Genomic DNA, 12,154 nt, shown 5'->3' on the forward strand with positions numbered 1-12,154 from the left:
TGAGTTCTCAAGGAACGGACGCTTCCTTTGTACTCACCCTCTCGGGCTTTCCTCCGGGCGCTTCCCTTCGGTCTTGCGTTTCCGACTCTATCAGATCCTTTTCCGATCCGATTCCCTGTCGGCGGGATTGCCGTAGTGCCCTGGGCTTTCGCCTGTCGGCCTTTCGACATTCACTACGTTAGCCGATTCCCCCGGCCGATTCATAATCGGGTTCCGCGGATTCGAATTCGGGCATGCAGGCACGCGAGAATCGACCCCGCTGAGGGGTTCTCGTTGGTAGTGGGTTGGCCGCTACGGCTGCTGACTTCGCAGTACCCGGTTCAGCGGCTCGGGCCACGTTACGCGCCTTGCCAGGGCACGTCAACTTCGGCGGCGCTTGGGCACGTGAGCCCGATAGGGGCTGACCGTAGGGTCGTTGGCGACCCAGAAGCGCCAGGGGTGGACGTCGCCGTTGCCACCGTCACCTGCCACACCCGTTCGTGGACCGTTGAGTACCTGGTCGGAGGGAACGGGCGTGCCGGTCAGCATCCTCAGCGGGGTCTCGCCGGAGGCGCATGCGTCCGTGCCGTCCAGTGCCCGGTCCACGCCCAGGGCGGTGGCCAGGCGGGCGGGGCCTTTGGCCAGTTCCTTGTCGTTGCGGGCCGAGAGTCGACGTGTGCGGGCGAGCTCGGCGCCCTCGACGATCTCGCCGGCGCGCAGCAGGACCGCGCATGCCTGGCCGTCGGGGCCGCACACCAGGTTCATGCAGTGCCACATGCCGTAGGTGAAGTAGACGTACACATGTCCGGGGGGACCGAACATCACGTCGTTGCGGGGTGTGCGACCGCGATAGGCGTGGGAGCCGGGGTCGTTCGGGCCGTCGTAGGCCTCGACCTCTGTGAGACGCAGGGCGATCGGACCGTCCGAGGTGGTGCGTACGAGGATGCGGCCCAGGAGGTCGGGGGCGACTTCCAGGACGGGGCGGTCGAAGAAGTCCCGGGGAAGAGGCGTACGGTCGGGGGTCGCGATCATGCCGTCCGAGGGTAGTGCAGACGGGTGGTCGCGACGGGGTGGTCAGGGGGCGTACGGCTTGCCAGGGTGGGAGCGCGGAACCGGCCACGTCCGGATCGCGTTTGTAGGGATCAGGGATCCACTCTGAGAAGAGGAGAGTCATGGCGTTCAAGAAGCTGCTCGCGAGCCTGGGGGCCGGCGGTGCTTCGGTCGAGACGGTGCTGACCGAGGTCAACGTCGTCCCGGGCGGTGTCGTCCAGGGTGAGGTGCGGATTCAGGGCGGGTCCGTGAGCCAGAACATCGAGGGCCTGTCCGTGGGTCTGCAGGCCCGAGTCGAGGTCGAGGGCCAGGACTCCGAGTACAAGCAGGACATCGAGTTCACGAAGCTGCAGCTCGGTGGTGCCTTCGAGCTTCAGCCCGGCGCGGTGCACGCGGTGCCGTTCGGGCTGGAGATCCCGTGGGAGACGCCGGTCACGACGATCGACGGTCAGACGCTGCGCGGGATGAACATCGGTGTGACGACCGAGCTGTCGATCGCTCGGGCCGTGGACTCCACCGACCTGGACCCGATCAACGTGCACCCGCTGCCCGCGCAGAAGGCGATCCTCGACGCCTTCATCCAGCTGGGCTTCCGCTTCAAGAACGCGGACATGGAGCGCGGCCGCATCCGCGGTACGCGGCAGAAGCTGCCGTTCTACCAGGAGATCGAGTTCTTCCCGCCGCAGCAGTACCGCGGGATCAACCAGGTCGAGCTGAGCTTCGTCGCGGACGCCGACGTGATGGACGTCGTCCTCGAAATGGACAAGAAGCCGGGGCTGTTCAGCGAGGGCAGCGACACCTTCCGGTCGTTCCAGGTGGGTCTGAACGACTTCCATGGGACCGACTGGGCGGCGTATCTCAACCAGTGGCTGTCCGAGGTCGGCAGCAAGCGCAACTGGTTCTAGGCTCGGAGCTGCTGATTCCACTGTTTCGTCAGGAGGTATCGAAGTGACCGAGCTCAAGAGGCGTCCACTGCCCCACGACTTCCATCCGCCCGTGCCGTCCTTCACGGTCACGAGCGAGGATGTCGAGTCCGGCGGGACCCTCAGGGACGCTCAGGTCCACGCGGCCGGCAACACCTCGCCGCAGTTGCGCTGGGAGGGCTTCCCGGCCGAGACCAAGAGCTTCGCCGTGACCTGCTACGACCCGGACGCCCCTACGGGCAGCGGGTTCTGGCACTGGGTCGTCTTCGACATCCCGGCCTCCGTCACCGAGCTGCCGGCGGGCGCGGGCAGCGGCAAGTTCGAAGGGCTGCCGGACGGGGCGATCCAGGCTCGTAGCGACTACGGGTCGAAGGAGTTCGGGGGCGCAGCGCCGCCTCCCGGGGACGGGCCGCACCGCTATGTGTTCACGGTGTATGCCGTGGACCAGGAGAAGCTCGGCCCGGACTCGGACGCCAGCCCGGCCGTCGTCGGATTCAATCTGCGGTTCCACACGCTCGCGCGTGCGCATGTGATCGCCGAGTACGAGGTGCCCGCCGAAGCCTGACGTTCATGGAACGTTTGCCCGCCCCCGGTCATGGAAGTGATCGGGGGCGGGCATTTTTTATTTCGTTGTCCATCTCGGCGTGCCCGGCCAGAGTTGATCCCAGTCCGCCAGGGGGTGGGCAGGTGCGCACGGGAGGTGGGCTGCAATGCGGGACACGCTGGTACTGAACGCGAGCTTCGAGCCGCTGTCGACGGTGACGTTGAATCGAGCCGTCGTTCTGGTGCTTCAGGACAAGGCCGTCGTCGAGCAGGCCCACCCCGAACTGCGTATGCGAGGAGCCGCGGTCGACATACCCGCGCCCCGGGTGATCAGGCTGTGCAGGTACGTACGCGTGCCGTTCCGAAGACAAGCGCCGTGGTCGAGGCGGGGTGTTCTGGTGCGGGACCGGAACCGGTGCGCGTACTGCGGGCGCAGGGCGACGACGGTGGACCATGTGGTGCCGCGGTCGCGGGGTGGGCAGGACACCTGGCTGAATACGGTCGCCTCGTGTGCGGAGGACAACCACCGCAAGGCCGACCGGACGCCTGAGCAGGCGGGTATGCCGTTGCTGCGGGAGCCGTTCGAGCCGACGCCCGCCGATGCGATGTTGCTGGCGCTGGGGGCTGAGGAGTTGGAGGCGCTGCCGGATTGGTTGGCTCGGGACGCTGCGTAGTTGATCGCCGTTGAGCCTCGGGGTGTTCGCCCGCTGCGGGTTCGTTGTGGCTTGTCGCGCAGTTCCCCGCGCCCCTGAAAAGCCTTTGGGCCCGCCTTCGTCAGAAGTCGGGCCCCATTGGCGTACCGCAGACTGCGCGTCAGTCGATCGACGGCTTCTCTCGGCGTTCCGTGCCGCCGTTGCCTCCCGAACCTCCGCCCAGGCCGCCCAAGTTGCCCATCGCGCCCGACAGGCCCTTGAGGGCGTCGCCGATTTCGCTGGGGACGATCCAGAGCTTGTTGGCGTCGCCTTCGGCGATCTTGGGGAGCATCTGGAGGTACTGGTAGCTGAGGAGCTTCTGGTCCGGGTCGCCGGCGTGGATCGCCTCGAAGACCGTGCGGACCGCCTGGGCCTCACCCTCGGCGCGCAGGGCCGCGGCCTTGGCCTCACCCTCGGCGCGCAGGATCTGGGACTGCTTCTCGCCCTCGGCGGTGAGGATCGCGGCCTGGCGCGTTCCTTCGGCGGTGAGGATCGCGGCGCGCTTGTCGCGGTCGGCGCGCATCTGCTTCTCCATCGAGTCCTGGATGGAGGTGGGCGGTTCGATCGCCTTGAGCTCGACTCGGTTGACACGGATGCCCCACTTGCCCGTCGCCTCGTCGAGGACGCCGCGCAGGGCCGCGTTGATCTCCTCGCGGGAGGTCAGGGTGCGCTCCAGGTCCATGCCACCGATGATGTTGCGGAGCGTGGTGACGGTGAGCTGCTCGATCGCCTGGATGTAGCTGGCGACCTCGTAGGTGGCGGCGCGGGCGTCGGTCACCTGGTAGTAGATGACCGTGTCGATGTTCACGACCAGGTTGTCCTGGGTGATCACCGGCTGCGGCGGGAATGGTACGACCTGTTCGCGCAGGTCGATGCGGTTGCGGATGGTGTCGATGAACGGCACCACGATGTTGAGGCCCGCGTTGAGCGTCCGTGTGTAGCGGCCGAAGCGTTCGACGATGGCCGCGCTCGCCTGCGGGATGACCTGAATCGTCTTGATCAGGGCGATGAAGACCAACACCACCAGAATGATCAGGACGATGATGACCGGTTCCATCGTCGTTTCCCCGTACCCCTTCTCCGCTGCGGCAACTTCGGCAGATCTTATGCTTGTTGAAGATCTTGCTGGTCGAGTCTGACAGACCGTCGCGTACCCCGTGGCGCGTTCGCGCCAGTTGCGTCGTGCGAGGTCACATGACGATCGCCGTGGCCCCCTCGATGTCCACGACGTCCACTTCCTGGCCTACTTCGTAGGCGCGGTCGGTGTCGAGGGAGCGTGCCGACCAGATCTCTCCGGCGAGCTTGATCCGGCCGCCGGAGGCGTCGACGCGCTCCAGTACGACGGCCTGCTTGCCCTTCAATGCCTCGATGCCGGTGGCGAGTTGGGGCCGCTGTGCGCGATGCCGGTTCGCGATGGGCCGTACGACGGCGATGAGTGCGGTCGAGACGACGACGAAGGCCACGACCTGGACGACGGCGTCACCGCCGAAGATGCCGGCGACCACCGCGGCCGCGACGGCGCCCACCGCCAGCATGCCGAGTTCGGGCATCGCGGTGATCACGAGCCCGATGCCGAGCGCTGCCGCGCCGATCAACCACCAAACCCACGCGTCGATTTCCACATGGTCATGGTAGGACCGCGGGCCCTGTCGCCGACAGGGCGCCGATCGTTTGAAAGGCCCTTCTTACCGCGGTGCTTCACCGGGGGTGAAGGAGAGGGTCAGGAGAGCGGGAGACCCTGTGCCGTCCAGCGCTCGCCGACCTGTTCGACGACGAGGGGCAGGCCGAAGCACAGGGAGAGGTTGCGGGAGGTGAGCTCGAGCTCCATGGGGCCGGCGGCGAGGACCTTGCCCTGGCGGATCATCAGGACGTGGGTGAAGCCCGGGGGGATCTCCTCCACGTGGTGGGTGACCATGAGCATCGAGGGGGCGATCGGGTCGCGGGCGAGACGGCCGAGGCGGCGGACGAGGTCCTCGCGGCCGCCGAGGTCGAGGCCGGCTGCGGGCTCGTCGAGCAGGAGCAGCTCGGGGTCTGCCATCAGGGCGCGGGAGATCAGGGTGCGCTTGCGCTCGCCCTCGGAGAGGGTGCCGAACTTCCGGTCGAGGTAGTCGCTCATGCCGAGGCGGTCGAGGAAGGCGCGGGCGCGCTGCTCGTCGACCTCCTCGTAGTCCTCGTTCCAGGTGGCGGTCATGCCGTACGCGGCCGTGAGCACGGTCTGCAGGACCGTCTGTCGCTTGGGCAGCTTCTCGGTCATGGCGATGCCGGCCACGCCGATGCGGGGGCGCAACTCGAAGACGTCGGTGCCGGGCTTGCCGAGGGTTTCGCCGAGGATGGTGGCGGTGCCCTTGCTGGGGTAGAGGTAGCTCGAGGCAACGTTGAGGAGGGTGGTCTTGCCGGCACCGTTGGGGCCGAGGATGACCCAGCGCTCGCCCTCCTTGACCGACCAGGAGACCTGGTCCACCAGAGCCCGGCCCTCACGGACCACGGATACGTCCTGAAGCTCCAGAACATCGCTCATGAGCGCGTTGTCTCCCCTTGCAGTGTGACCGGTCTCGGCGTCTCGGCGTCTCAGTGGTCGCGTGCGCCGGTGGGCGCAGCCCTCAACGAAATCTACGCCACCGGTCCAGCGCTTCATTCCATCGGTCCGGTCCTTAGGGTGGGGGCATGTTCTCGGAACCACGTTCAGGACGCCTCGCGGCTTGGGGAAATTCCCTTTTGGTCGGGCTTGTCTCGCCGGATGACGCCGTGCTCGAGATCGTCGGCGACGACGCCGTGCACCGGGTGGAGGGGCTGCCTGGTGAGTCGGCGCCCGTGGGGCTCACGCTGGCGCTCGGGCGGCTGCGGACGCTCGGGGTGAGCGGGCTGCGGGTCGCGCTGCCCACGCCGGGCCATCCGCTGGGGTTGAGCGGTCCGCCTGAGTTCAATGCGCGGGCGATGGATGCCGAAGAGGCCGCGATCTGTCACGGCGCCCCGTTCGGGCTGGTGCCGGAGGTGTACGAGGCCGGACCCGACGGTGATGTGCATGTCGAGGTCGTCTGGCATTGCCTGGCGGTGCGGGAGGCACCGCCCGCGGATGTGCCGTCGCTGGGTGAGGCCGAGCGGGAGCTGGCGGAGGCCCTTCGGGACGCGACCGAAATGTTGTCGCGGTTGGATGTCGCCGGGTCTGGGCCGGTGGCGGAGGCCGCGATCGATGCCTACCGGGCGCGGGCCGAGCGAGGGCGGGAGGTGTTGGCGCCGGGGTATCCGCCGCGGGCGGTGCGGGTACTGGAGCTGGCGCGGCGGGTGGAATTGCTGGTCTCGCTGGCCCATGAGAACGGGCACGGGGGTGCGGTGAGCTCCGCGGAGATGGGGGCCCGGGCGGAGGCGTTGCGGCCGGTGGAGCGGGTGGCACGGCGGGCGCAAGTGGCTGCGTACAACTCCGTTGTGGAGGAGCGGGAGCGGGGCGTGCGGTGAACTTCGGTTGTGCTGTGACCGGCGTTTGCGTGGTCGTGCCTGGGGGCTCTGCCCCCAGACCCCCGTATCGGCCCTGAAGGGGCCTCGTCCTCAAACGCCGGACGGGCCGGGTGATACCGACCAGCGCAGACCGGCCCCCCGGGATACCCGGGAGGCCGGAGGTCACTGCTCGCTTCGGGTCGGCGTCACTTGTTGACGGCCAGGTTGCCGAAGGCCGGGTTCAGGATGCCGACGACGTTCACGCTGTTGCCGGAGACGTTGACCGGGATGTGGACCGGAGCCTGGACGACGTTGCCCGAGACGACGCCCGGGGAGCCCACGGCCTGGCCGTCGGCGTGCGCGCCGTCGGTGGCGGAGGCCATTCCGGCACCGGCGGCCAGCAGGCCACCCGCCACCATCGTCACGGCCGCTGCCTTCTTGAGCTTCTTCACTTCTAGTCCTCCTTGCGATCGCCGCGGCAGTCGCCGCAGCACGCACTGGAGAACGGCGGAGATCCACGAAGGATGCGCCATCCGGGGGACATTCCCACGACGGTATGAATCTCAGTCCGGAGCGGAACCCTCCGTATTGCCGTCCGTGATGCCGTGCGGAGAGCGTTTCAGCCGGTCACGCCATGGCGTACGGCCCACAGCGCGGCCTGGGTACGGTCCGAGAGGTCGAGCTTCATCAGGATGTTCGAGACGTGGGTCTTGACTGTCTTCTCCGAGAGGACCAGGGCTCTGGCTATCTCGCGGTTCGAGCGGCCGTCCGCGATCAGACCGAGCACCTCGCGCTCCCGCTCCGTGAGCGAACCCGCTCTCCCCTGCCCCGTGTTGGCCTCCTCCTGGGACAGCAGGGCGCCCGCGACCTCGGGCTGGAGCAGGATGTGGCCGGCGTGGACCGAGCGGATGGCTCCGGCGAGGGCGTCCGGGTCCACGTCCTTGTATACGTATCCGGCGGCGCCCGCGCGCAGGGCCGGGATGACCGTGCGCTGTTCGGTGAAGCTGGTGACGATCAGCACGCGCGCGGGGTTGTCCAGTTCGCGGAGCTTGCGCAGGGCGTCGACGCCGTCCATGCCCGGCATCTTCACGTCCATCAACACGACGTCGGGCTTGAGTTCCTCGGCGCGGGCCACCCCGTCGGCGCCGTCGGCCGCCTCGCCCACGACCTCGATGTCGTCCTGCACCTCGAGGAAGGTGCGCAGGCCCCGGCGGACCACCTGGTGGTCGTCGACGAGCAGCACCCTGATTGCGTCAGCCACCGGGGACCTCCATCTCGATCATGGTGCCCTTGCCGGGCGCCGATTCCACGGTCAGTGTGCCGCCGACCCCGCTCGCCCGGTCCCGCATGGAGACCAGGCCGAGGTGGCGTCCGGCGCGGCGGATCGCCTTGGGGTCGAAGCCGCAGCCGTCGTCCGCGATCCGCAGGACCGCTCCGCTGCCGCGCCGGTCCAGCGTCACGTCGACATGCTCGGCTTCGGAGTGCCGCAGCGCGTTGTGCAGGGCCTCCTGGGCGACGCGCAGCACGGCCTCCTCCTGGGCGGAGGGCAGGGCCTTCACACCGCGGCCGGCGAAGGTCACGCGGGCGGTGTGGGCGCGGTCGAGGACCTGGATCTGGGTGCGCAGGGTGGCGACGAGACCGTCCTCGTCGAGGGCGGCGGGACGCAACTCGACGACCGCGGCGCGCAGTTCGTCGGCGGCCTCGGCGGCGAGCGCGGCCACCTGGTGCAGCTCGCCCTTGGCCCGGGCCGGGTCCCGGTCGATGAGGGCGGTGGCCGCCTGGGCCGTCAGGCGCAGGGAGAACAGCTTCTGGCTGACCGCGTCGTGCAACTCGTGGGCCAGGCGCGAGCGTTCCTCGGCGATCGTCAGTTCGCGGCTGCGCTCGTAGAGGCGGGCGTTGGTGAGGGCGATGGCCGCGTGCTGGGCGAGGATGGAGAGGAGCTCCTGGTCCTCCTCGGTGAAGCCGCAACTGCCCTCCGGCTTCGGGCAGTTCTTGTTCGCCAGGAAGAGGGCGCCGATGACCTCGTCGCCGTCGCGGATCGGCAGGCCCAGGAAGTCGGACATGTCGGGGTGCGCCGACGGCCAGCCCTCGAAGCGGGGGTCCTTGCGGACATCGGCGAGACGCTCGACCTTGGCCTCCTGGAGCATCGCAGCGAGGATGCCGTGCTGGCGGGGCAGCGGGCCGATGGCCTTCCACTGCCGGTCGCTGACCCCGTCGACGACGAACTGTGCGAAGCCCCCGTGGTCGTCCGGGACTCCGAGGGCGGCGTACTGCGCGTCGAGCAGCTCGCGGGCCGAGGCGACGATCGTCTTGAGGACGTCGCGCACCTCCATCTGCCTGCTCATGGCCAGCAGCGCGGAGCTCACCGCTGCCAGGCCGGACCTGGGGCCTTGACTCATGCCCTCACGGTACCGGCGGGGTGTGACAGCCGGATCGGACCTGTGACGGCGGCCGGCTACGGCCACGGTCCTAGTCCTCCGGCCCCCCGACCAGTGGCGTAGGGCGAATGACCCCGGTGTGCGGCTTAGGACGAAGGGCCCCACGGCTTTGCGGCCCGCGTCCGAGGCGGGGCGGGCGGCCCCGTTCCTAGGTTGGGGACATCGCCGCCGCTCATCGCCGGCGGCCTGGGACAAGGGGACGGTTGTCATGCCGGTAGCGATCATCACGGGGGCCTCGAAAGGGCTGGGGCGGGCGCTGGCCGAGGCGCTGGCCGCGCGCGGCTGGGATCTGGTGCTCGATGCCCGCACGCCGGAGGTCCTTCAGGAGCGGGCGTCCGGGATCCGGGAGCTGCACGGCACGCGTGTGACGGCCGTGCCGGGGGATGTCACGGACGCCGGGCACCGGGCCGAGCTGGTGGCGGCCGCCTGGCAGCTGGGCGGCGTCGATCTGCTGGTGAGCAACGCCAGCGCGCTGGGCGCCGAGCCGCTCGTACGGCTGGACGAGCTGCCGCTGGAGGGGCTGCGGCGGGCGCTGGAGGTGAACGTGGTCGCCGCGCTGGCCCTCGTCCAGGAGGCGCTGCCGCTGCTGCGGGCGTCCGGGGCCGGCACCGTGATCACGGTCAGCTCGGACGCGGCCGCCGAGGCGTATGAGACATGGGGCGGCTACGGGGCGTCGAAGGCGGCGCTGGACCATCTCGCGGCGGTGCTCGGCGAGGAACAGCCCGGACTGCGGGTCTGGGCGGTCGACCCCGGGGACATGGCCACGGACCTGTACGCGGCGGCCGTACCGGAGGACGACGATCCGCGGCCCGCGCCGGCCAGTGTGGTGCCGGCCTTCCTACGGCTGCTGGACGAGCGTCCGGCGAGCGGCCGCTATGGGGCTCCCGCTCTGCTGGAGGGGCGGCGATGACGCTGGCGGTGAGGGTGCCGGAGGAGCTGTCGGCGCGGGTTCCGGCCGAGCAGCGTGGGCCGGGGCTGGGCCGGGACGCCGTACGGCTGCTGGTGTCGCGGGGCACCGCGGTGTCGCATCACACGTTCCGTGAGCTGCCGCGGCTGCTGCGAGCCGGGGATCTGCTGGTCGTCAACACCTCGGAGACGCTGGCCGCGGCCGTGGACGGGCGGATCGGGCACGCGTGCGTGGTGGTGCACTTCTCCACGCTCGGGGACGACGGGCGATGGGCTGTCGAGCTGCGGAAACCCGATGAGCGGGGCACTACGCGCGCGCGTACGGGCGGGCCCGCGGGTAGTGAGGTGCGGCTGCCGGGTGGGATGGGGCTGGTGCTGGAGGTGCCGCTGAGCGCGGGGAGCGAGCGGCTGTGGTGGGCGCGGGTCACAGGGCCCACGGGAGCCGGCGTGGTCGGGCTGATGCGTGAGCACGGTCGGCCGATCCGCTACTCCTATACGGAGCGGGACCAGCCGCTGTCCGCGTACCAGACGGTGTTCGCGCTGCCGTCGGCCGATGGCACGGGCAGCGCGGAGATGCCGAGCGCGGCGCGGCCCTTCACGGTCGGGCTGGTCACGGAGCTGGTGAGCCGGGGGGTGCAGTTCGCGCCGATCACGCTGCACACCGGGGTGGCCTCGGCGGAGGCGCACGAGCCGCCGTATCCGGAGCGGTTCGCGGTGCCGGAGGCGTCGGCGCGTCTGATCAACGCCGTCAAGGCCGGCGGCGGCCGGGTCGTCGCCGTGGGGACGACGGCCGTGCGGGCCGTGGAGTCGGCGGTGGGCGCCGACGGGGTCGTCCGCGCGCGCGAGGGGTGGACGGACCTCGTCGTGACGCCTGAGCGCGGGGTGCGTGTGGTGGACGGGCTGCTGACCGGGCTGCACGAGCCGGAGGCCTCGCATCTGCTGATGCTGGAGGCGGTCGCCGGGCGGGCCGCGATCGACCGCAGTTACGAGGCGGCGCTGGACGGGCTCTACCTCTGGCACGAGTTCGGCGACGTGCATCTCGTCCTCCCGGCGGAGGGGCCTCACTCAGAGCATTGCGCCAGCAACTGTTGGTGAGACCGATGCCTGCCCGATGTGAGCCCGCGCATAGGGTGCACGTCACGTACGAAAGTCCGTAGTAGGTAGGGGAGTCCCTTTTGAGCGGCGCAGACAGTCCTGTCTGTCCTATTTTGCCCTTCCTGGCTCCACTATCGAGGATCGTACGTCACACCTTTGCCAGGCGATTTTGCGGCCGCTAAGAATTGCTCTCGTCGCTCAGCGCCGTGGGTTCAGCCCGCGGCGTTTGTGCCGGAAGCACCCGTGTCCCCCGACGGACAGCGAGCGACCTCCGCGCTATTCGAAGAGGTCCCACTGCCATGCTCAAGAACACCAAGAACCGTGCTCTCAGTCGTGCCATCACCAAGCGTCAGAAGATCGCGATAGCCGGTGTCGGTACGCTCGGTGCCGCCGCTCTGGCCCTGTCCGCCGTCCCCGGCAACGCCCAGACGACGACCACGGCCGAAGCCCCCGCGGGCAAGGTGGCCTACAGCAGCGAGCAGATCAAGGACGTCAAGGGCAGCGTCACCGACCAGCTCGCTTCCGCCGGCGTAAAGGCCGAGGGCATGGCCGCCAAGCACAAGGCCGCCGTGGCCGCCGCCAAGCACCGCGCCGCCGTGGCCCACGACAAGCACGTGGCCGCCAAGGCCGCCGCCGAGCAGCGGGCCGCCAAGGCCACCGCCGCGAAGAAGGCCGCCGCCGACCGCAAGGCGAAGGAGGCCGCGAGCCGGTCCGCCAAGCGCGTCGCGGTCAAGCCGGTCGCCGCCAAGGCCTACTCGAACAACCTCGACGGCTGGATCCGTGAGGCCCTGGACATCATGAAGAAGCACGACATCCCGGGCACCTACCACGGCCTGCACAAGAACATCATGCGGGAGTCCTCGGGTAACCCGAACGCGATCAACAACTGGGACATCAACGCCCAGAACGGCGTCCCGTCGATCGGTCTGCTCCAGGTCATCAAGCCGACCTTCGACGCGTACCACGTCCCGGGCACGGCCAAGAGCCAGTACGACCCGGTCGCCAACCTGACCGCCGCGGCCAACTACGCGGCCGACCGGTACGGCTCGATCGACAACGTCAACAGCGCGTACTGAGCGAGGTAGGCGCGGGCCCC

At 69.4% G+C, this 12,154-nt stretch carries 14 protein-coding genes; 7 read left to right on the plus strand and 7 right to left on the minus strand.

Going from position 1 to position 12,154, the window contains the following annotated elements; all coding sequences use genetic code 11:
- Positions 1–360 precede the first annotated feature (360 nt).
- Positions 361–1,011: a DNA-3-methyladenine glycosylase gene (locus ACFQ6S_RS28920; protein ID WP_383415901.1), complete on the minus strand. Its 651-nt coding sequence runs from the start codon at positions 1,009–1,011 to the stop codon at positions 361–363.
- Between the two features lie 140 nt (positions 1,012–1,151).
- Here ACFQ6S_RS28920 and ACFQ6S_RS28925 point away from each other — a divergent pair, with 140 nt between their 5' ends.
- From ACFQ6S_RS28925 to ACFQ6S_RS28935, 3 genes are all read left to right on the plus strand, one after another.
- Entirely contained in the window at positions 1,152–1,934 is a 783-nt protein-coding gene (locus ACFQ6S_RS28925) for a sporulation protein (RefSeq protein WP_383415903.1), read from the plus strand.
- 43 nt (positions 1,935–1,977) lie between these two features.
- The gene (locus ACFQ6S_RS28930; protein ID WP_383415906.1) at positions 1,978–2,517 is read left to right on the plus strand and encodes a YbhB/YbcL family Raf kinase inhibitor-like protein; all 540 of its coding nucleotides are present in this window, start codon (positions 1,978–1,980) and stop codon (positions 2,515–2,517) included.
- Between the two features lie 145 nt (positions 2,518–2,662).
- The gene (locus ACFQ6S_RS28935; protein ID WP_383415909.1) at positions 2,663–3,169 is read left to right on the plus strand and encodes an HNH endonuclease; all 507 of its coding nucleotides are present in this window, start codon (positions 2,663–2,665) and stop codon (positions 3,167–3,169) included.
- Positions 3,170–3,308: 139 nt separating this feature from the next.
- Here the strand turns inward: ACFQ6S_RS28935 and ACFQ6S_RS28940 are convergent, their stop codons facing one another.
- From ACFQ6S_RS28940 to ACFQ6S_RS28950, 3 genes are all read right to left on the minus strand, one after another.
- Entirely contained in the window at positions 3,309–4,244 is a 936-nt protein-coding gene (locus ACFQ6S_RS28940; protein WP_383415911.1) for an SPFH domain-containing protein, read from the minus strand.
- Between the two features lie 133 nt (positions 4,245–4,377).
- Complete coding sequence (locus ACFQ6S_RS28945) at positions 4,378–4,809, minus strand: NfeD family protein (protein ID WP_383415913.1); 432 nt, start codon at positions 4,807–4,809, stop codon at positions 4,378–4,380.
- 98 nt (positions 4,810–4,907) lie between these two features.
- Positions 4,908–5,705, minus strand: a complete 798-nt coding sequence (locus tag ACFQ6S_RS28950) for an ABC transporter ATP-binding protein (protein ID WP_383415915.1) — start codon at positions 5,703–5,705, stop codon at positions 4,908–4,910.
- Between the two features lie 146 nt (positions 5,706–5,851).
- Between ACFQ6S_RS28950 and ACFQ6S_RS28955 the strand changes: the two genes are divergently transcribed.
- Entirely contained in the window at positions 5,852–6,640 is a 789-nt protein-coding gene (locus ACFQ6S_RS28955; RefSeq protein WP_383415918.1) for a hypothetical protein, read from the plus strand.
- Between the two features lie 185 nt (positions 6,641–6,825).
- Here the strand turns inward: ACFQ6S_RS28955 and ACFQ6S_RS28960 are convergent, their stop codons facing one another.
- From ACFQ6S_RS28960 to ACFQ6S_RS28970, 3 genes are all read right to left on the minus strand, one after another.
- On the minus strand, positions 6,826–7,071 hold the full coding sequence (locus tag ACFQ6S_RS28960; RefSeq protein WP_383415920.1) for a chaplin: 246 nt from the start codon (positions 7,069–7,071) through the stop codon (positions 6,826–6,828).
- Between the two features lie 167 nt (positions 7,072–7,238).
- Positions 7,239–7,880 carry a response regulator gene (locus ACFQ6S_RS28965; RefSeq protein WP_383415923.1) on the minus strand — a complete coding sequence of 214 codons (642 nt, stop codon included), beginning with the start codon at positions 7,878–7,880 and terminating at the stop codon, positions 7,239–7,241.
- On the minus strand, positions 7,873–9,018 hold the full coding sequence (locus ACFQ6S_RS28970) for a GAF domain-containing sensor histidine kinase (protein WP_383415926.1): 1,146 nt from the start codon (positions 9,016–9,018) through the stop codon (positions 7,873–7,875). The genes ACFQ6S_RS28965 and ACFQ6S_RS28970 overlap by 8 nt, the downstream gene beginning before the upstream one ends.
- A gap of 247 nt (positions 9,019–9,265) precedes the next feature.
- Between ACFQ6S_RS28970 and ACFQ6S_RS28975 the strand changes: the two genes are divergently transcribed.
- The 3 genes from ACFQ6S_RS28975 (at position 9,266) to ACFQ6S_RS28985 (ending at position 12,134) form a co-directional block, all read left to right on the plus strand.
- On the plus strand, positions 9,266–9,967 hold the full coding sequence (locus tag ACFQ6S_RS28975; protein ID WP_383415928.1) for an SDR family NAD(P)-dependent oxidoreductase: 702 nt from the start codon (positions 9,266–9,268) through the stop codon (positions 9,965–9,967).
- Entirely contained in the window at positions 9,964–11,058 is a 1,095-nt protein-coding gene (locus ACFQ6S_RS28980; RefSeq protein WP_383415931.1) for an S-adenosylmethionine:tRNA ribosyltransferase-isomerase, read from the plus strand. The genes ACFQ6S_RS28975 and ACFQ6S_RS28980 overlap by 4 nt, the downstream gene beginning before the upstream one ends.
- A 299-nt stretch (positions 11,059–11,357) precedes the next feature.
- Positions 11,358–12,134, plus strand: a complete 777-nt coding sequence (locus tag ACFQ6S_RS28985; protein ID WP_383415934.1) for a transglycosylase SLT domain-containing protein — start codon at positions 11,358–11,360, stop codon at positions 12,132–12,134.
- Positions 12,135–12,154 lie beyond the last annotated feature (20 nt).

The sequence above is a fragment of the Streptomyces sp. NPDC056479 genome, assembly GCF_042795335.1.
GTDB lineage: Bacteria > Actinomycetota > Actinomycetes > Streptomycetales > Streptomycetaceae > Streptomyces.

Excerpts from the sequence above, each read along its gene's own strand:
- ACFQ6S_RS28940 (WP_383415911.1), bottom strand. The coding sequence starts at position 4,244 with ATGGAACCGGTCATCATCGTCCTGATCATTCTGGTGGTGTTGGTCTTC.
- ACFQ6S_RS28970 (WP_383415926.1), bottom strand. The coding sequence starts at position 9,018 with ATGAGTCAAGGCCCCAGGTCCGGCCTGGCAGCGGTGAGCTCCGCGCTG.
- ACFQ6S_RS28985 (WP_383415934.1), top strand. The coding sequence starts at position 11,358 with ATGCTCAAGAACACCAAGAACCGTGCTCTCAGTCGTGCCATCACCAAG.
- ACFQ6S_RS28950 (WP_383415915.1), bottom strand. The coding sequence starts at position 5,705 with ATGAGCGATGTTCTGGAGCTTCAGGACGTATCCGTGGTCCGTGAGGGC.
- ACFQ6S_RS28925 (WP_383415903.1), top strand. The coding sequence starts at position 1,152 with ATGGCGTTCAAGAAGCTGCTCGCGAGCCTGGGGGCCGGCGGTGCTTCG.
- ACFQ6S_RS28980 (WP_383415931.1), top strand. The coding sequence starts at position 9,964 with ATGACGCTGGCGGTGAGGGTGCCGGAGGAGCTGTCGGCGCGGGTTCCG.
- ACFQ6S_RS28975 (WP_383415928.1), top strand. The coding sequence starts at position 9,266 with ATGCCGGTAGCGATCATCACGGGGGCCTCGAAAGGGCTGGGGCGGGCG.
- ACFQ6S_RS28955 (WP_383415918.1), top strand. The coding sequence starts at position 5,852 with ATGTTCTCGGAACCACGTTCAGGACGCCTCGCGGCTTGGGGAAATTCC.
- ACFQ6S_RS28920 (WP_383415901.1), bottom strand. The coding sequence starts at position 1,011 with ATGATCGCGACCCCCGACCGTACGCCTCTTCCCCGGGACTTCTTCGAC.
- ACFQ6S_RS28935 (WP_383415909.1), top strand. The coding sequence starts at position 2,663 with ATGCGGGACACGCTGGTACTGAACGCGAGCTTCGAGCCGCTGTCGACG.